Raw genomic sequence first — 18634 nt, 5'->3', positions numbered from 1 at the left:
CGCGCGGACCGCGGCGTGTCAGTCGGCGATGGAAAACACCATGCGCACGCTGGCATCGAAGCTGTTCTCGCCGGTCTCGACCGGAACGCTGGGCGCCGCCTCCGCCGCCATCATCTTCATCGACCGGCCCATGGGCTGCGGCGGCATCTGACCGCCGCTTTCGCTGATCTCGCGAACCGGGCCGAGCGTCACGCCCGCCGCCTCCGCGAGCACCTTCGCCGTGGCCATGGCGTCCGCAACCGCCTCCTGCCGCGCCGCATTGCGCGCCTCCTGCGGCTCGGCGACGTCGAAACTGATCTCGCCGCCCTGATTGACCCCGAGCGTCACCGCCCGGTCGAGGATCTCGCCGAGCTTCGCAATGTCGCGCACCCGCACGGTCAGGCTGTTGCGCACCTCGTAGGCGACGATCTCCGGCGGCTTCTGGGTACCGTCATTCTGGTTGTCGTAGCGATATTGCGGATTGATCGAGAAGCCGGAGGTCTGCAGGTCGTGGTCCGCGATGCCGAGCGCCCGCATGCCGGACGTCACTTCCCGCATCGCGGCATTGGCCGCGTCGAGGGCCTCGCGTGCGGTCTTGGCCGAGCGCAGCACGGTGAAACTGGTCATGGCAACGTCGGGCCTCGCCCGGGCCTCGCCGGTTCCTGTCACGACGAGGGTGCGCGCGGCCGCCTCTGTGGCGGGCTGCGGCCCGCCGGCCTGCGCCAGCGCGGCGGCCGGCGAAGCGACGAGAATCAGGGTGGCGATCAGGGGACTAAAGCGGCGGTTCATGGACGCTGACTCTCCGTTGATGGAAGGTGACAGGGACCGCTCTTCTATGGTCGCATTGCGGCGTCAACACGAAATCATCTGCAGGCGCCCGCAGAACCCTCACCACATCACCGGCCTACCGCGCTCCCGCTTGAGTGGCGCCAGCCTTTGCGCTACGCCCATCCCCGGCGGGCCTGTAGCTCAATTGGTCAGAGCCGGCGGCTCATAACCGCTTGGTTGCAGGTTCGAGTCCTGCCGGGCCCACCAAAAGCTACCTAAGTAATTGCAATCGCTTGCCAGTTTGCGCGAATTCGGACTCGACAGAGCCCGAACTGCATAACATCGTGCATAACATGGAAGATGATTCGGAGGCGTCGTTCGAGGGGCTCCCCGGTGATGTCGTCAGGGAGGCGGTCTGCATGCTCGCCGGTCGTGCCGCCGAAGAGGTCATTCTTGGCTCGCCCTCGGCAGGAGCCGGTGGCTCTGCCAGTTCCGACCTTGCCCAGGTGACCCGCATCGTTGCGAATGCGGAGACCTCCCTCGGGTTCGGCGGCACGCTCGTGCATGGCGCACAGATCGACGGCGCGGCCGTCCACCGTCGGCTGGCACGGCTCTATGCCGAGACGATCGTTCTCGTGCGACGGCACCGGGCCGCGATTGAGGCGCTCGCCGATCTTGCCCTCGAACGGCGTGTTCTCGGACGGGCGGCGCTCGCAGAGTTCGCAAGGAACCACGGCTTCATGGATCCTGACCATGGAGGGCCGGCATGACACGGCTGCTCGTCCTGTCGGACCTTCACCAGAATGACGGCGGCCGCTCCTTCGATCCGGCGAGCGAGATCACCGCGGCGTTCGACATTGCCGTTGTTGCGGGCGACTGCGCCGGCAGGCTGACGGCCTCGCTCAAATGGCTGGGAGAGCGGTTTGCCGGCGTGCCGACGATCTATGTCCCCGGCAATCACGACTGGTACCGCGATGGCTCGCCGTATGGCTTTACCGTCGAGGAGGAGCTTCAGGCGGGTCGTGACCTGGCCGCCAGGTTCGGGATCACGCTCCTGTCCGACGAGGCCGCGACGATCAATGGCCTGACATTCCTCGGCGCAACGCTCTGGACCGATCTGCGGTCGCACAACCACGTCAGCCGCGCGCAGGCCCATGCGGCAGCAAGACGTGGGATGAACGACTACCGCTTCATCCACCGCATCTCGTCGACCCGGCGCTCGCGGCGGATCACGCCGGCGACGACGCTCGCCTGGCACCGTGCCTCGTGCCGGTTCCTCGCCGACGCGTTCGCCGGTGACATCGTTCCACGTCGTACGATCGTGGTCACGCATCATGCGCCGAGCCTGCGCTCCCTGGCGCTGCCGCACGACCCGCTGGACCATTGTTACGCGTCGGACCTCGAGCCTGCGATCGAGACGTGGCGGCCACGGATCTGGATCCACGGGCATATCCATGCGGCCCGTGACTACAGGGTTGGACACACACGGATCGTTTCAAACCCGCTTGGCCGTGCCGATGAGCGGGCGGGGTTCTATGCGAACCGGGTTCTGGGCGTTGCAGGCTAAGTCTAGAACACCCAGCATCGTCATCAGGGAGATCCAACTCGGTTGCCGTCCACAGAGCGCGTCGACGGCGGATCGACGGTGGCTGGACCGCTCGGAACGCACCTCTTCATTGATGATCTCGATAGATCATGTCACCTTTATCGACCCCAAGCAGTCGTCGAGTTGGCGCCAATCTCGAGAGCCCGACAAAGGCGGAACAAGATGAGGCCACGGAGGACACGATCGATCCGGAACTGGGGTGATTTCCGAAACCTGAGTGCCAATTCGATTGCCGCACCCCCAAGGCCTCCATCGGGTTCCCTATGCTGTAGCCCCCAATCCCCGGTCCTGTTGCCGAGCGGCCCGGTCGGCAGGACGCGCTGAGCATGCTTGTCTGTTGGCGGATCCGGGCCGCGACCGGTGCACCAGCTCACTGAAGAGCAAGCCCCGCTGGCGCATCACGGTCCAGGGCGTCCGCCATGCTCCGAAGGGGGAGCACGTCATTGATCACTTGTTACCGGGTTGGAAACCTCGCCCGGCATGCTCGCCGTCGTGACCCAGCATGCCGCCGACCGGGATCTGACAGACGGAGGCGATAAGCGGGAGAAGAAGCCGCAGTCCAGGTGTGATCTGCGGCTTAATCGCAGCCCATTGCGCTCGATTCATTCGATTTTGACCCCAGACAATATGAGCCGTGCCGTCGACTTCGAAAGCGATCTTGAACGTCCCGTCGATACACTTCTCAATCCCGAGTCGGAGAGAGTCGTGCTCCCGTGCGAGATTATTAACTCGATCACGGTCGCGCGCTTGAGCGTCACGTTCGCGCTGCCCTTCGCTTTTCAAAGCCTTTAACGCCTTCTGCTGAAGCTGAACGACTGCCTCGGCAGCTGTGATACGTTGTTTGGCGTCGGAGGCTTCGCCTCGAGCAATCTCGTTCCGCTTGCCAAGATCAGCGAGTTCTCGCTGCTTTTCCTCAACCTCAGCGGAGAGGTTTCGTTTGGCTGCTGCGAGGGCCTCCTTCTCGTCGCGCAATACAGCGTGTTCCGCCCACAATGCGGCGTTTTCCGCGTGCAATGCATTGTTCTCCTCGAGAAGGAGATCGCGCTCGATTGGCAAATCCAGATGCAGCTCTCGGACCGTTCGATTGATTGTCTCGCTGGGGTTAGCGCCCGCGGATATGCGATCAATCTTGCGATTGCCCCGCTCGATACCCGGAAGGTATAGCCCGAATGTCTCGAAGAGAATGTCCTGGAGTTCAGACGTTACGGAGCGGTCGACAATCTTGCTGACTGGCATTCCGTCGTGGGTTACCGCGCGAAGCGCGAAATGCGCGTGCGGAGCGCTCTCGTCACAGTGGATCACAAGGCTCTCGACCGTCGTATGCAGCCGTTCGGCGACGGCTGTCACGGTAGCGCGGATCATCGCGTCTTGAACGGCTATGACTTGCCCGGCGAAGAAGTTCTGAGCTTCGATCCCCAACGTCACGATCCCGGCAGTGACAACCGCCGCGTCGGCTCGAAGACAACGCTTGCGGCCTGCTGCCTGCCTGAGCACTTCGACCTCCGCAGTGATATCTCGAATTGATCTCGGCTCGATCAGAACGCGATTGAGATGCGTTCGAGCGCTATCAACATATTTGGGCTGCGGTCCGCGCCGCTGGTCGTGGGTGAACTGCCGCCTCGCCCTGCAGCGAGAAAGGCCTGCGATACGCACAGATGCCGCGCGGGGGTTGCTCTTCGTGGTAAGGTCGGATGATGTTGTCATGACCCGACGATAAAATGCGCTCCTGAAAGTTAGAAAACGGACGAAACTCTCGCGCCGACACCCCTCCCATCGTTCCGGGCTGTTGAATGGCGCACGGGGACTCGGGGTGGAAGGCGGGGGCTGAAGCATAACCTACTAGCGGTAAATTCGGCGCGTACCCGGGAATGGTGCTCTCTATGCCTTCCACGCGAGACCGGCACGAGAACGCCTGACCCTGATCCGGGTGTTCGAGGAGTTGGGCGGGCTGGGCTACGAGGGCGGCTATGATGCGGTCCGCCGCTACGCCCGTGGCTGGCAACGCGATCAATCCTCACTGACGGCCTCGGCCTTCGTACCACTCAGCTTCGATCAGGGGGAGGCCTACCAGTTCGACTGGAGCCACGAGGTCGTTCTGATCAACGGCACGACGTAACCGTGAAGGTCGCCCACGTTCGGCTCTGCCACTCGCGGATGCTGTTCGTGCGGGCCTATCCCCGCGAGAGCCAGGAGTGTGATCCGGCGTGCAATTTTGACCCCCTAGGCGGGGTTATCGGCGTCCAAAATTGACCCCCATCCGAAGCATCTGAACAGTCCGCTTTTTCCTCTGGAAGACGGGCGGGCGGGGGATGAAGGGCGTGGATACAATTGCGCGCATTCGGCGCGAGTTTTACGTGCGCGGCCGGACGATCAAGGAGATTGTCCGCGAGCTCCATGTCTCTCGCAACACGGTCCGGAAGGTCGTTCGCTCGAACGAGACGGCCTTCGAGTATGAGCGCTCGGTGCAGCCGAGGCCCAAGCTTGGTGCCTGGCAGCCGGAGCTGGACCGGATGCTGGCGACCAATGACGCCAGACCGGCACGAGAACGCCTGACCCTGATCCGGGTGTTCGAGGAGTTACGTGGGCTGGGCTACGAGGGCGGCTATGATGCGGTCCGCCGCTACGCCCGTGGCTGGCAGCGCGATCAATCCTCGCTGTCTGCCTCGGCCTTCGTGCCGCTGAGCTTCGATCAGGGAGAAGCCTACCAGTTCGACTGGAGCCACGAGGTCGTTCTGATCAACGGCACGACGGTGACCGTGAAGGTCGCCCACGTCCGGCTCTGCCACTCGCGGATGCTGTTCGTGCGGGCCTATCCCCGCGAGAGCCAGGAGATGGTGTTCGACGCCCACGACCGGGCCTTCGCCTTCTTCAAAGGCGCCTGCACGCGCGGCATCTACGACAACATGAAGACGGCGGTGGAGACGATCTTCGTCGGCCGCGAGCGCGCCTACAACAGACGCTTCCTCCAGATGTGCGGTCATTACCTGGTGGAGCCGGTGGCTTGCACGCCGGCGTCGGGCTGGGAGAAGGGCCAGGTCGAGAACCAGGTCGGCCTGGTGCGCGAGCGCTTCTTTGCGCCGCGTCTGCGGGTGAAGAGCTATGAGGAGTTGAACGCCTGGCTGCTCGACCGCACGATCGCCTTCGCCAAGGCCCATCGTCATCCCGAGTTCCGCGACAAGACGGTCTGGGAGGTGTTCGAGGCCGAGCGGCCGAAGCTTGTCTCCTATCGCGGTCGCTTCGATGGCTTCCATGCGGTGCCGGCATCGGTATCGAAGACCTGTCTCGTGCGCTTCGACAACAATCGCTACTCCGTCGCCGCCAGCGCCGTCGGACGCCCGGTCGAGATCCGCGCCTATGCCGATCGCATCGAGTTGCGTCAGGACGGGCGGGTCGTCGGTGAACACCCCCGCTGCTTCGGCCGGGACCAGACGATCTACGATCCCTGGCATTATGTGCCGGTTCTGGCGCGGAAGCCCGGCGCCCTGCGTAACGGCGCGCCGTTCAAGGACTGGATCCTGCCGGCGAGCCTGGAGCGCGTCCGGCGCAAGCTCGGCACTGCACCTGACGGCGGGCGCCAGATGGTCGCCATCCTCACCGCGGTGCTGAGCGATGGACTTCCTGCCGTCGAGGCCGCCTGCGCGGAGGCGCTCGGTGAAGGCGTCCACTCGGCGGACGTGATCCTCAACGTTCTGGCGAGAGCCCGCGAGCCCGCCCGCATGATCACCATCATGACCCCGGACGCGCTTCGCCTTCACCACGAGCCGGCGGCTGATTGCGCCCGCTACGACAACCTCAGGAGAGCAGTGTGATGGAACGCTCCGAGATCCTCGGCGCCATGGGCGAGCTGAAGCTCTATGGCATGAAGGCAGCCTTCGACGAGATCATCTCCACCGCCGTGAAGCGCCAGCACGAGCCGAGCCGTGTCGTCGGCGATCTGCTCACGGCGGAGATCTCCGAGAAGCAGGCGCGTTCGATCAAATACCAGATCACCATCGCCAAGTTGCCGCTTGCCCGGGACATCGACGACTTCGTCTTCGACGACACGCCGATCAACGAGACGCTGGTGCGCGATCTTGCTTCCGGCAACTTCATGGCCCACCAGCGCAACGCCGTCCTGATCGGCGGCACCGGCACCGGCAAGACGCATCTTGCCATCGCTATCGCTCGGGCCTGCATTCGATCCGGCGCCCGAGGGCGGTTCTTCAATGTCGTCGATCTCGTCAACAGGCTCGAGGCTGAGGGGCGTGCTGGCCGCCAGGGCCGAATGGCGGACTACCTGACGAGGATGGACTTCATCGTTCTTGACGAGCTCGGCTATCTGCCCTTCGCCCAGTCCGGCGGCCAGCTCCTGTTCCACCTGATCAGCCGGCTCTACGAGCAGACCTCGGTGATCGTCACGACAAACCTGGCGTTCGGCGAATGGCCATCCGTCTTCGGCGACGCCAAGATGACTACCGCACTGCTCGACCGCCTGACCCACCACTGCGACATCGTCGAAACCGGCAACGAGAGCTGGCGCTTCAAGCACCGCCTCTGAGCCCTTCCAGCACAGAACGCGCCCGGTCCGATCTCCTCTTCGCCTGCGGCTCCGATCCGCTCGGACCGGGCAAGCAGTCATCGTCGTAGGGGGTCAATTTTGGACGCCGATCGGGGGTCAATTTTGAAGGCCGTTTGACATCGAGGCGACGGTCGCCATCCGCGCCTCGCAGGGGCCGTCCTGCAACGCGCCCATCTTCGGCCTGACCGCCCATGCCCGCCCCGAGGAACAGGCACGCTTTGCGGAGGCGGGCATGCAGGCCTGCCTGACCAAGCCGATCCGGATGGAGCGGCTGACCAGGATGATCGCAGACGTGCAAAAGGCGGTTGCGGGAAACGCGAGCCCCGGCGCGAAGGACGCGGCCGCCGTCGACAGGCGGGAGGGCGCCCCCCCGATCCTCGACGCCGACACGCTTGACGAACTGGCGGCGATGATGGCGCCGGCGCGTTTCACGGAGCTTCTGCACCGTGTTTCGAAGGATCTCGACGAGGGAATCGCGGCGCTTCAGGTGGCCATGCGGAAGGGCGAGCACGAGGCGGCAGCGCATGAGGCGCATCGTCTGGCCGGAAGCGCCGCCCTCGTCGGCGCCCAGGCGCTGCATGCGGCTCTCGCCTCCCTCGAAGCGGCCTGCCGAACCGGAGATCCGGCACGTGCCGAAGACGCCGCGCAAACAGCCTGGACGATTGCAGGGGACACACGAACGGTCCTTCGCGAACTGGCGGAAGGCGCACGCTGACCCGTTGCAGCCCGATGACCTGTGGATGCAGGCCGCCCAAATCAGCGACAGCGCGGCCGTGCGGATCAGTGGTGGCCGACGATGCTTTTCCGTTCAAGGCGCGGGCCTCCGCGATCACCGCTACGGGGCGACCGGCCGCGTCAGGCGGCGGTCACGCGCCAGATGACGTCTCCCACATCGTCCGCCATCAGCAGCGATCTGCCGTCCGGGCCGATCGCCACGCCGACGGGACGTCCATAGGCAAGTTTCTCGTCCTCGGACAGGAAGCCGGACAGGATATCGCGAGCCGGTCCGTTCGGCGCGCCATTGGCGAAGGGGACGAAGATCAGCTTGTAGCCGCTGAGCGTCGAGCGGTTCCATGATCCGTGCTGGCCGATCACCATGCCCTCGCCGAACCCCGGCAAGGTGCCGCTCGGCATCCAGCAGAGGCCGAGCGATGCTGTGTGGCCGCCGAGCGCATAATCCGGCTGGATGGCACGGGCGACGAGGTCCGGAGCCTGCGTGACACGGTCGTCCACGGTCTTGCCCCAGTAGCAATAGGGCCAGCCGTAGAACCCGCCCTCTTCGACGGACGTAAGGTAGTCGGGCGGCGTTTCGTCCCCGAGCCCGTCGCGCTCGTTGACGACCGTCCAGAGCTTTCCCGTGACCGGCTCGAAGGCCATGCCGACCGGGTTTCGCAGCCCGGAGGCAAAAATCCGCGCCTGTCCGGTGGCCACGTCCAGTTCCCAGATCGCCGCGCGACCCTCTTCCGCCGCCATCCCCTTGTCGCCGATGTTGGACAGTGATCCGACGCCGGCGTAGATTTTCGCCCGATCCGGGGAGACGATCAGGCTGCGGGTCCAGTGCCCGTGCGGCTTGAAGTCGACGAGCTTTTCACCACCGCCCGTGAGGCTCGTATCGCCTGGCTGGTAGTCGAAGCACCGAATGCCGTCCGTGTTCCCGAGATAGAACCGGTCGCCGACCAGCGCCATGCCGAAGGGCTGGTTCTGGTTTTCCACGAAGACCTCGCGGCGCTCGGCGACGCCGTCCCCATCCGCGTCACGCCAGAGGGTCACGCGATTGGCGCTGCGGCCGACCGCCTTGACGCGGCGCATCGTGGCCTGCTGAGCGTGGTCCATGAGGGTGCGCGGCCGCTCCGGCTGTTCCTTCGACTCCGCCACGAGGACGTCGCCGTTGGGCAGAACCTCGATCCAGCGGGGATGATCGAGGTTCGACGCAAAGGCATTGACCTGAAGCCCCGGCGCGCAGATGGGCAGGCGCCCCTCCTTCCAGCCCTCTGCGGCGGGAAGTTTCAAGGTCATGATTCCCTGCTTTCGCGCCTCCGGAATCTGCGGTGTCAGCCCGACGGCCTGATGCGACGGAGAACCAAGGCGCCTGACGAGCGCGACAGCCCCGCCCACGACTTCAGTCGCCTTCGCGAGAATTCCCATAGTCGACCGCCTTGTCCGAGGAGCATGTATGGAGGGGACCAACAGCTGTGGCGCATTGGCCCTGATATGCGGTTTTCACTATCACATGCGCCGACGTCAAGGCGTCTCGGGCTGCCGCATCGGGCCCGGCCATCCGACATCGCGCGACCGGGCCGAAGCCCGTTTGGCAGGGCGGTTCATAGACCGTCTTCGAGTGCGCGAGCCGGGACATGACCGCTTTCAACGATATGGGGTTGGCCGGGAAACGACTGTAACGGGTCGGCGCGGAACGGCCAGAACCAGAGTTGGTCCTCCGGCGGTACCGGCGATGTCGCAGGCTGGGGCATTCACAGCGTCCTTCCCGCCACCTTCGGCACCGGGGTCAGGGGGCGTAGGCGATCCAGCCCCTGAACGTGAACCCGGCGTAAAACAACGCGACGTCCTCGAAGCCGGCCTCCCGAAGCAAGGCCTCGTCGTCTTCCGGCGACAAGGCCGGCAGACGGTCGCCGATCGCCGCGATCGCGCCCGGCATCTGCGCCGCCGGCACGCCCGACATGACCGCAAAGGCGGCGAAGCGTTCCAGCCAAAGTGCTTTGCGCTCCGGGTCCTGCGGAAAGCTGTGATGCGCAACGGCGAAGGGCGCGCCGGGCCTGAGCCGCCTGCGGAGGGCGATCAGCGTCCGCAAGCGCTCCTCTCGCGGCAGAAAGTGCAGGGTCAGGAGGCAGGTGGCACCGTCGAAGGGCCCGTCCGGCGCGACATCGATGGTGCCTTCATGCAGCCGAACGCGCGAGGTGAGGGGGCCGAGGGTCCTCTTCGCCAGATTCAGCATCTCCGCCGAGGGATCGACGCCGTCGAACCGCCAGCCGGGCTGGAACTCGGCAAATGCCTTCAGTTCAAGCCCGCCACCGGCCCCCAGGACGAGCACATGACCGTCCGCATCCACGCGCTCCGCAAGAAGCAGCGCTGCCATGCGTTGCAAATGGTGAAAGCCCGGCACCATTCGCACCGGACCTTCTGCATATCGGGCAACCGAGGCGGGATCAGAGAACGTCGACAAGTGACACCTTCAGGTCTCCGGGTGCAGAGGCAGCGCCTGCATAACAGGAGGTTAGCACATGCCGGCAAGTCACTGTCATTGCTGATGGAAATCTGGCGTGGATCGAGGCATGCCGGCCCCACCATCTTCTAATCAAGCGATTTGCAGTTGCCTGCAATTAGGCGAATTCGGCCTCCGCACAGACCGCGAGGGGCCGTTTGTTCTATCCGGGCCGGAGCGGGATGCCGCGCACGCCTCAGGCGACCCGGTTGCCCTGGCGCCAGACGGAGCGGACCACCGGCGGCTCGCCGGGATGGCTGCGTACCCGCACCAGATCGGCGCGCCGGCCGACGGCGATGCTGCCGCGGTCTGTCAGGCCGACCGCCTCCGCCGGGTTCAGCGTCACCAGTCTGATCGCCTCCGGCAAGTCCGCCGCACCAATGCCGACGAGATGGAAGGCTGCCTGCAGCATGGAAAACGGGACGTAGTCCGAGGACAAGATGTCGAGGAGGCCGAGCCGAAGCAGTTCGATTGCCGAGACGTTGCCCGAATGCGAGCCACCGCGCACGATATTCGGCGCGCCCATCAGGACATGCAGACCAGCAACGCGCGAAGCGGACGCCGCTTCCAGGGTCGTCGGGAACTCGGCGATGCTCATACCCAGCGCCAGGGCCTCGTCGACATGGGCGATCGTCGCATCGTCATGGGACGCCAGCGCGATGCCGCGCTCCCGGCATATCTCGGCGATATCGCGGCGGTGTCGGTCGGCGAATTCCGTCGACTGCGCCAGCCGCTCGCCGCTGAAACTCTCGAACGCGGCGTCCGAGAGGCCGAGCTTCTTCTGGTAATATGTCCGGTACGCCTCGAGATCGGCGAATTGCCGCTGGCCGGGCGCATGGTCCATCAGCGAGACGAGCTTCAGGAGGGGATTGCCGGCCAATCCGGCAAAGCCTGCCAGGACATCGGCCGCGGAAACTTCGCAGCGCAGATGGATGTAGTGGTCGGCACGCACCCGTTCCTCGTTGACGGCCCTGCCGATCATCTCACCCATCTCGGCCATTTCGTCGGCGGTGAGCGTGGCGTTCTCGTCGGTGCCGACCCGCAGCGCGTCGAAGACCGTGGTGATGCCCGAGCCGGCGATCTGGGTATCGTGCGCCTGGATGGCGGCCATCTTGTTCCACAGCACCTTCGGCCGCGGCATAAAATGCCCCTCGATATGGTCGGTATGCAACTCGACGAGGCCGGGGATGAGCGTGTCGCCGTCCATGTCCTGCCCGGTCCTTGCCGGGCCTTCGCCGATCTCCGCGATCAGTTCGCCGTGCAGGACCAGGTGCCCGTGGATCACCGTATCGGCGGTGACGATGCGGGCGTTGGTCAGTACTGTTTCGTGCGGCATGTCGGGTGATTTTCTGGGTTGAGGGCTTGCGGGAGGAGAATGGCGCCGGCCGCTGCCTTTTCGGGGCGCGCGGCATCGACCCTCAGGTGACGAAACGACGGAGCTGTTGCGACAGGAGGTCGGTCAGCACCACCGACAGGACGATGATGATCAGGATGGCGGCGGATTGCGGATAGTAGAAACCGCGGACCGACTCGAACAGGACCTGACCGATGCCTCCGGCGCCGATGACACCCAGAACCGTCGCGGCCCGCACATTGGATTCGAAACGGTAGAGCGCATAGGAAATCCACAGCGGCAGCACCTGCGGGATCACCCCGAAGACGATTTCCTGCAGCTTCGACGCGCCGGTGGCGCGGATGCCTTCCACCGGCCGCGGGTCGATCGCCTCGACGGCCTCGGAGAACAGCTTGGCGAGAATGCCCGTGGTGTGGATGAACAGCGCCATGACGCCGGCAAACGGTCCGAGGCCGACGGCGACGACGAACAGCACCGCCCAGACGATCTCGTGGATGGCGCGGAAGAAGTCCATCAGCCGGCGGCAGGGCTGCAGGATGTACCAAGGCACCATGTTGTGCGCCGACAGGATGCCGAAGGGGATGGCGAGCAACACGGACAGGACGGTGCCCCACAGGGCGATCTGCACCGTGACGACCATTTCCTCGGCGTAGTAGCGCCAGTCGGTGAAGTCGGGATTGGCGAAGCCGGCGGCGTATTGCGCCATGTTGTCGGCATCGGTGAAGAGATAGGTCCAGCGACCCATCTCGGCCGGTGCCCAGCTCCACAGAAGGGCGGCCGCAAGCCCGCCCCAGATCACCGCGTTCCAGGCACTGCGAGACCAGTCGCGGCCGGCATTCAGGTCGGGGGCAGCGGGGCGCGAGAGAGAAACCGCGTCGTCGGTCATCGGGCATCCTGTGATCGGCGAAACCGGCCGGCGCCTGGATACGGTGCCGGCCGGAGGGGTGTGGCGAAGCGTGCGGCGGGCAGGGCCCGTCGCCGCGTGACGCGTCAGCTCTGCGGAGCGCTCTTGATCTTCTTCTCGTAGCCGGCCTTTTCAGCTTCGAGCTTCTCGATCTCGGCCGTCTTCTCCTCGGCGCTCCGGGACTCGTCGGCCTCGATCTGGGCGATCGTCTTCGACAGTTCCATCACGCGGATCGGCAGGAGCTGGTCATTGGTGGATGCGACGAAGGGCGCCCATTCGAGGCCGGCAAGGACTTCCTTCTCGTGGGCCACGTCACCGGTCGACTGGTCGGTGCCGTAGGTCACGAAGAACTCCCTGATCTTGTCCTTGCTCTCCTGCGGCAGGTTGGTGTTCCACACGATCGGATCGGCCGGGATCAGCGGCGACTTCCAGATCACCTTGATCTTGGCGAAGGCGTCCGGATTGTTCTTCTCGATGAGGGCGAGGCTCTCGGTATTGTTCGCCGCCGCATCGACCTGGCCGTTGGCGACGGCCATGGCGTTGGTCTCGTGGTTGGCGTTGGTGACGTTCTTGAAGCACTCCTTCGGGTCGACGCCGTTGGCGGCGAAGACGAAGGTCATCGGGACGAGATAGCCGGAGGTCGAGTTCGGGTCACCGAGGCCGAAATTCAGCGACTGGTCGCAGGTCAGGAGATCCTCGACCTTCTCGAGCGGCGAGTCCTTCGGTGCGAGCACCAGCGACCAGTAGCCGGGATTGCCGGAGATATCGACGGTCTGGGCAAAGATCTCGCCATTGGCGCGATCGACGGCTTCCATGGCGGACTTGTTGCCGTACCAGGCGAGCTGCACCTTGTCGAAACGCATGCCCTCGATGACGCCGGCATAGTCGGACGCGAAGAAGGGCTTCACGGCGAGGCCGGTCTTCTCTTCCATGTCGGCGAGGAACGGCTCCCATTTCGGCCGCAGATTCTGCTGGCTCTCGGTGGAGATGATGCCGAAGGCGAGCTCGTCCTGAGCAAGGGCCGTGGTCGAGATGCCGGCGACCATCGTGGCGGCGGCGAGTGTGCGAAGAACCATGTTCATGGCGTTGTTCCCCTGTTGCGTTTGGCTGTCGTGGTGACTTCAGGCCGGCACGAGCGCCGGTGCGGTGACCGGCGCCTGCTTCGTTGCCCGGACGCGCCTGTCGGCGTCGACCGGCAGTGCGTCCGGCAGGACGAGCTCTTCCGAATCCGCGCCGTAGAGCTCGGTCAGAAAGGCGTTGGTCAGTGCGTGGGAGGGGCCGTCATAGACGACCTCGCCGCCGCGCAGCGCGATGGTGCGGGGGCAGTAGCGGCGGGCATATTCGACCTGATGCAGCGACACGACGGCGGTGATCCCGTCGGTGCGGTTGATCTCGGCGATCACGTCCATGACGCGGCGGGCCGAGGCCGGATCGAGCGAGGCGATCGGCTCGTCGGCAAGGATGACGCGGGATTTCTGCACGAGGCAGCGGGCGATGGCCGCGCGCTGCTGCTGGCCGCCGGACAGGGTGGAGGCGCGCTGCCAGGCGACTTCCGGAATGCCGACGCGGCCGAGCGCGGCGCGCGCCGCAAGTTTCTCATCGCGCGAGAACCAGCCGAGCGTGCCGCGCCAGCGCGGAATCCGGCCGAGATTGCCGAGGAGGACATTGGTGATGACCGGCAGCCGCGAGACGAGATTGAACTGCTGGAAGATGACGCCGATCTCGCGGCGCATGGCGCGCGCGCCGGCGCCGAGCCGGCCGTCGGACTGGATCGGTGCGCCGAACAGCGCGATGCTCGATCCGGTGCCGCGGTCGGCGCGTTCGAGGCCGGCAATATGGCGGATCAGCGTCGACTTGCCGGAACCGGACGCGCCGATCAGCGCGACCATTTCGCCTTCGGCAATGGTCAGGCTGACCTTGTCGAGCGCCTGCTTCAGGGCGAAGCGCTTGGACAGGTCTTTGATCGCTATGGCGCTCATGCGGGCTCCCGTCCAGCGTCTCGACGGGTGACTCTTAGGAGCGCTCCATGTGGGTGCGATGACGACTTTCTAAACGTTCGATGACAGCCGCTCGGCAGCATCGAAGCGCGGCGGATTATCCGCCGTGACGGTCGAGAAACGCCCGCGCGTCAAGGCTTTGGAAGTCGGCGAGGGCGGCGCGCAGCGTCTCGTGCGGCCAGTCCCACCACGCCAGCGCATCCATGCGCGCGCCGATCTCGGCGTCAAAACGCGGCCGGATCGGCCGGGCGGGAACGCCGCCGACGATCGTGTAAGCCGGCACGTCCTTCGAGACGACCGCGCCCGCGCCGATCGCGGCGCCGTTGCCGATGGTGACGCCGGGCAGGATCGTCGCGCCATGGCCGATCCAGACATCGTGGCCGATGACGACCCGGTGCGCGCGGCGCCAGTCGAAGAAGCCCGCTTCGTTCTCTTCACCGTCAAAATAATCACCGGCCCGGTAGGTGAAATGGTGCTGGGTGGCGCGCCATGTCGGGTGGTTGGTGGCGTTGATGCGGACGCAAGCGGCGATGTTCACGAACTTGCCGATCGCCGTGCACCAGATGCTGCCGTCTTCCATCACGTAGGAATAGTCGCCGAGGACGGTCTCGGTCAGGCGGCAGCGTTCGGCGATCTCGATGTAGCGCCCGAGAGCGCAATCCTCGATCTCGGCGCTGGGGTGGACCAGCGGCGATAGGGAGAGCTTCGGCATTCAGGCCGCCTTGCGGGCGGAGAAGGCTGAGACATCGATGATCCGCGTCGCGATCCGCTCGCGCACCGCCGCATCGTGGAAGATGCCGAGCACGGCGGTGCCCGCCGCGGTCTTGGCCTTGATCATCTCGCAGACCACGTCGCGGTTCTGCGCGTCGAGCGAGGCGGTCGGTTCGTCGAGCAGCAGCAGCGGGTGGTCGGTGATGAAGCCGCGGGCGATGTTCACCCGCTGCTTCTCGCCGCCGGAGAAGGTGGCGGGCGGCAGCTCGAACAGCGGCTCGGGCAGATTGAGGCGGGCCAGCAGAACGCGGGCCCGTTCGCGCGCCGCCTCGGGCGCCGTGCCACGGGCGACGAGCGGCTCAGCGACGACGTCGAGCGCCGGCACGCGCGGGATGGCGCGCAGGAACTGGCTGACATAGCCGATCGCGTCGCGGCGAAGGGCGATGATCCGGCGCGGGTCGCCGGTGGCGAGGTCCGTCTGGTTGCCAGTGGCCCCGTCGCGGATCAGGATTTCGCCGGCATCGACGGCGTAATTTCCATAGACCATGCGCAGGATCGACGATTTGCCGACCCCCGAGGGGCCGCCCAGCACGACGCATTCGCCGGGCGCGACGGTGAAGGAGGCCGCCTCGACGACCGGCAGGCGAATGCCGCCGCGCAGATGCATGTTGAAGGACTTGGCGACGTCGCGGACCGTGAGGATCGGCTGGGAAGGCACGGACATGGCTCAGCTTTCCGGGATCGAGGCAACAAGGAGCTGGGTGTAGGCATGGTGCGGGTCGTCGAGGACCCGGTCGGTCAGGCCCTGTTCTATGACGCGGCCGGCCTTCATGACGATCATGCGCTGCGAGAGAAGCCGCGCCACGGCGAGGTCGTGGGTGACGATCACAACCGACAGGCCCATCTCGGCGACCAGCGAGCGGATCAGGTCGAGAAGCCGGGCCTGGACCGAAACGTCGAGCCCGCCGGTCGGCTCGTCCATGAAGACGAGGCGCGGTCGGGTGACGAGATTGCGGGCGATCTGCAGGCGCTGGCGCATGCCGCCGGAGAACGCGTCCGGGCGGTCGTCGATGCGGTCCGCAGCGATCTCCACGCGTCCCAGCCAGTCGGTGGCGCTCTCGCGAATGCCGCCATAATGGCGCTCGCCGACCGCCATCAGCCGTTCGCCGACATTGGCGCCGGCCGACACCCGCATCCGCAGGCCGTCGGCGGCATGCTGGTGGACGAAGCCCCAGTCGGTGCGCATCAGGAGGCGTCGTTCGGCCTCGCCGAGGCTGGCGAGATCGCGCAACGTGCCGTCGCGCATGGCGTAGGAGACGCTGCCCGACGTCGGGGCCATGCGCGCTGCGATGCAGTTCAGCAGTGTCGTCTTGCCGGAGCCGGACTCGCCGACGATGGCGACGACCTCGCCGGGCCACACGTCGAACGAAACGGCTTCGCAGCCGACCCGGGCGCCATAGCGGCGGGTGAGGTCGCGAACGGTGAGAAGCGGCGATGCCTGGTCCATCAATGTCATGCCTCGCCCTGCCTGGTCTCTTGCCGTAGAGCCGGTCCACCGTCGCCGGCATGGCCGGCCTCGCGCCGCGTTTCGCAATGGTCGGTGTCGGAACAGACGAACATCCGCCCGCCGCGGTCGTCGGTCACGACCTCGTCGAGATAGACGTTCTCGGCGCCGCAGAGCGCACAGGGGCGGTCGAAAGCCTGAACGGCGAAGGGGTGATCCTCGAAATCCAGCGACACGACGTCGGTGAAGGGCGGCAGGGCGTAGATCCGCTTCTCACGCCCGGCGCCGAAAAGCTGAAGGGCCGGCGAGCGGTGCATTTTCGGATTGTCGAATTTCGGGATCGGCGAGGGATCCATCACGTAGCGGCCCTCGACCTTCACCGGATAGGCATAGGTCGTGGCGATGTGGCCGTGGCGGGCGATGTCCTCGTAGAGCTTCACATGCATCAGCCCGTATTCTTCCAGCGCGTGCATCACCCGCGTTTCGGTTTCACGCGGTTCGAGAAACCGCAGGGGCTCGGGGATCGGAACCTGGAAGACGATGATCTGGCCGGCGGTGAGCGGCGTTTCGGGAATGCGGTGACGGGTCTGGACGATGGTCGCCTCGCTCGTCCGCGTCGTCGTGGCGACCTGCGCGGTCTTCTCGAAGAAGGCGCGGATCGACACGGCGTTGGTGGTGTCGTCGGCACCCTGGTCGATGACCTTCAGGACGTCGTTCGGCCCCAGGATTGACGCGGTCACCTGCACCCCGCCGGTGCCCCAGCCGTAGGGCATCGGCATTTCGCGGGAGGCGAAGGGGACCTGGTAGCCGGGGATCGCGATCGCCTTGAGGATCGCGCGGCGGATCATCCGCTTGGTCTGTTCATCGAGATAAGCGAAGTTGTAGGCGGGCAGGGCGGCGGTCATTCGGCGGCCTCCCGCGCGGCGGCTTCGTCGTCGCCGGTCTCTCCGTTGCCCTCATCGATGTCTCGTGCGGCGTGCTCCCGGCGCATGCGGCGCACCAGATCGAGCTCGGCCTGGAAGTCGACATAATGCGGCAGCTTCAGGTGCTCGACGAAGCCGGTGGCCTGGACATTGTCGGAATGGGCGATGACGAACTCCTCGTCCTGTGCGGGGGCGGTGCGTTCCTCGCCGAACTCGTCGGCCCTGAGCGCCCGGTCGACGAGGCTCATGGCCATTGCCTTGCGCTCGGACTGGCCGAAGACCAGTCCGTAGCCGCGGGTGAATTGCGGCGGCTGCTTGGCCGAGCCCCGGAACTGGTTGACCATCTGGCACTCGGTCATCCGGACCCGACCGATGGTCACCGGGAAGCCGACTTCGGGCATGTCCATCACGACATCGACGAGGCCGATGCGGATTTCGCCGACGAAGGGATGGGAGCGGGCAAAGCCGCGCTGGGTCGAATAGGCGAGCGACAGGAGGAAGCCCTCGTCGCCGCGCGCCAGTGCCTGCAGTCGCAGGTCGCGGCCGGCAGGAAATTCCATCGGCTCGCGGGTCAGGTCACCCGGCTTGCCGTCCGGCCCGTCGCCGTCCGGCTCGATCAGGCCGTCGGCGCCGAGAATGTCGGTCACCCGCGGACAGGCTTCGCCCGGCCAGTCGCGACGCGCGCCGGCCTCGACCGGCGCGTCGCCCGCCATGTCCGGGTCGATCAGCCGATGGGTGTAGTCGAAGGTCGGGCCCAGCAACTGGCCGCCCGGCAGATCCTTGTAAGTTGCCGACACCCGCCGTTCGATCCGCATGTTCCCGGTCTCCAGCGGCTGCGAATTGCCGAAACGGGGAAGGGTGGTGCGATAGGCGCGGATCAGGAAGATCGCTTCGATCAGATCGCCCCGTGCCTGACGCACGGCCATCGCGGCGAGTTGCGGATCATAGAGCGAGCCCTCGGCCATCGCCCGGTCGACGGCGAGCGCCAGCTGACCGGCGATCTGCTCCAGTGTCAGTGCCGGGACGTCGCGGTTGCCGCGACGACGGTCGGCGAGAAGACGGTGGGCGCTGGCGATTGCGGCTTCGCCTCCCTTGGCGGCGACATACATC

The 18634-nt window shown here is 65.9% G+C and carries 18 protein-coding genes, 1 tRNA gene and 1 pseudogene; 7 read left to right on the top strand and 13 right to left on the bottom strand.

Translation table 11 applies throughout. From position 1 onward, the window contains the following. Positions 1–18: 18 nt before the first annotated feature. On the bottom strand, positions 19–768 hold the full coding sequence (locus H536_RS0115125) for an SIMPL domain-containing protein (RefSeq protein WP_024351275.1): 750 nt from the start codon (positions 766–768) through the stop codon (positions 19–21). A 169-nt stretch (positions 769–937) separates the two neighbouring features. Between H536_RS0115125 and H536_RS0115120 the strand changes: the two genes are divergently transcribed. The 3 genes from H536_RS0115120 to H536_RS0115110 all read left to right on the top strand — a co-directional run bounded on the left by H536_RS0115120 (position 938) and on the right by H536_RS0115110 (position 2314). Beyond that, positions 938–1014, top strand: a tRNA-Ile gene (locus H536_RS0115120). Positions 1015–1100: 86 nt separating this feature from the next. After that, entirely contained in the window at positions 1101–1517 is a 417-nt protein-coding gene (locus tag H536_RS0115115) for a hypothetical protein (RefSeq protein WP_024351274.1), read from the top strand. Further along, on the top strand, positions 1514–2314 hold the full coding sequence (locus H536_RS0115110) for a metallophosphoesterase (RefSeq protein WP_024351273.1): 801 nt from the start codon (positions 1514–1516) through the stop codon (positions 2312–2314). Before H536_RS0115115 ends, H536_RS0115110 begins: the two co-directional genes overlap by 4 nt. Positions 2315–2800: 486 nt before the next feature. Here H536_RS0115110 and H536_RS0115105 read toward each other — a convergent pair whose 3' ends face one another. Beyond that, complete coding sequence (locus tag H536_RS0115105) at positions 2801–4057, bottom strand: plasmid recombination protein (RefSeq protein WP_162142669.1); 1257 nt, start codon at positions 4055–4057, stop codon at positions 2801–2803. A 187-nt stretch (positions 4058–4244) separates the two neighbouring features. On the opposite strand from H536_RS0115105, the pseudogene H536_RS22700 reads away from it, so the two are divergent. The 4 genes and pseudogenes from H536_RS22700 to H536_RS0115085 all read left to right on the top strand — a co-directional run. Further along, positions 4245–4546, top strand: a pseudogene (locus H536_RS22700) (IS21 family transposase); the annotation flags it as partial. Positions 4547–4662: 116 nt separating this feature from the next. Further along, entirely contained in the window at positions 4663–6162 is a 1500-nt protein-coding gene (istA, locus tag H536_RS0115095) for an IS21 family transposase (protein ID WP_024351270.1), read from the top strand. Then, complete coding sequence (istB, locus tag H536_RS0115090) at positions 6162–6890, top strand: IS21-like element helper ATPase IstB (RefSeq protein WP_024351269.1); 729 nt, start codon at positions 6162–6164, stop codon at positions 6888–6890. Before istA ends, istB begins: the two co-directional genes overlap by 1 nt. 253 nt (positions 6891–7143) lie before the next feature. Then, positions 7144–7626: an Hpt domain-containing protein gene (locus H536_RS0115085; RefSeq protein WP_024351268.1), complete on the top strand. Its 483-nt coding sequence runs from the start codon at positions 7144–7146 to the stop codon at positions 7624–7626. A 140-nt stretch (positions 7627–7766) separates the two neighbouring features. Here the strand turns inward: H536_RS0115085 and H536_RS0115080 are convergent, their stop codons facing one another. The 11 genes from H536_RS0115080 to H536_RS0115030 form a co-directional block, all read right to left on the bottom strand. Further along, the gene (locus H536_RS0115080) at positions 7767–9056 is read right to left on the bottom strand and encodes a PQQ-dependent sugar dehydrogenase (RefSeq protein WP_024351267.1); all 1290 of its coding nucleotides are present in this window, start codon (positions 9054–9056) and stop codon (positions 7767–7769) included. A 361-nt stretch (positions 9057–9417) separates the two neighbouring features. Next, on the bottom strand, positions 9418–10092 hold the full coding sequence (locus tag H536_RS0115075; protein ID WP_024351266.1) for a class I SAM-dependent methyltransferase: 675 nt from the start codon (positions 10090–10092) through the stop codon (positions 9418–9420). 235 nt (positions 10093–10327) lie between these two features. Further along, the gene (locus H536_RS0115070; protein ID WP_024351265.1) at positions 10328–11467 is read right to left on the bottom strand and encodes an alpha-D-ribose 1-methylphosphonate 5-triphosphate diphosphatase; all 1140 of its coding nucleotides are present in this window, start codon (positions 11465–11467) and stop codon (positions 10328–10330) included. 82 nt (positions 11468–11549) lie between these two features. Continuing rightward, positions 11550–12371: a phosphonate ABC transporter, permease protein PhnE gene (phnE, locus tag H536_RS0115065; protein ID WP_024351264.1), complete on the bottom strand. Its 822-nt coding sequence runs from the start codon at positions 12369–12371 to the stop codon at positions 11550–11552. A 104-nt stretch (positions 12372–12475) separates the two neighbouring features. After that, positions 12476–13471: a phosphonate ABC transporter substrate-binding protein gene (gene phnD / locus H536_RS0115060; RefSeq protein WP_024351263.1), complete on the bottom strand. Its 996-nt coding sequence runs from the start codon at positions 13469–13471 to the stop codon at positions 12476–12478. Positions 13472–13510: 39 nt separating this feature from the next. Beyond that, positions 13511–14368, bottom strand: coding sequence for a phosphonate ABC transporter ATP-binding protein (gene phnC, locus H536_RS0115055; protein ID WP_024351262.1), 858 nt, complete (start codon positions 14366–14368; stop codon positions 13511–13513). A gap of 115 nt (positions 14369–14483) precedes the next feature. Then, complete coding sequence (locus H536_RS0115050; protein WP_024351261.1) at positions 14484–15098, bottom strand: DapH/DapD/GlmU-related protein; 615 nt, start codon at positions 15096–15098, stop codon at positions 14484–14486. Then, complete coding sequence (gene phnL / locus H536_RS0115045; protein WP_024351260.1) at positions 15099–15821, bottom strand: phosphonate C-P lyase system protein PhnL; 723 nt, start codon at positions 15819–15821, stop codon at positions 15099–15101. It abuts the gene before it with no gap. Positions 15822–15824: 3 nt separating this feature from the next. Next, entirely contained in the window at positions 15825–16604 is a 780-nt protein-coding gene (phnK, locus tag H536_RS0115040; RefSeq protein WP_081651946.1) for a phosphonate C-P lyase system protein PhnK, read from the bottom strand. Between the two features lie 5 nt (positions 16605–16609). Beyond that, positions 16610–17506 carry an alpha-D-ribose 1-methylphosphonate 5-phosphate C-P-lyase PhnJ gene (locus tag H536_RS0115035; protein WP_024351258.1) on the bottom strand — a complete coding sequence of 299 codons (897 nt, stop codon included), beginning with the start codon at positions 17504–17506 and terminating at the stop codon, positions 16610–16612. Beyond that, the gene (locus H536_RS0115030) at positions 17503–18633 is read right to left on the bottom strand and encodes a carbon-phosphorus lyase complex subunit (protein ID WP_024351257.1); all 1131 of its coding nucleotides are present in this window, start codon (positions 18631–18633) and stop codon (positions 17503–17505) included. Before H536_RS0115030 ends, H536_RS0115035 begins: the two co-directional genes overlap by 4 nt. Between the last annotated feature and the right edge of the window lies 1 nt (position 18634).

It is taken from the genome of Aurantimonas coralicida DSM 14790 (assembly GCF_000421645.1).
GTDB lineage: Bacteria > Pseudomonadota > Alphaproteobacteria > Rhizobiales > Rhizobiaceae > Aurantimonas > Aurantimonas coralicida.
Note: the sequence above shows the minus strand (reverse complement) of the source record. Positions and strands in the feature narration are given on the sequence as shown.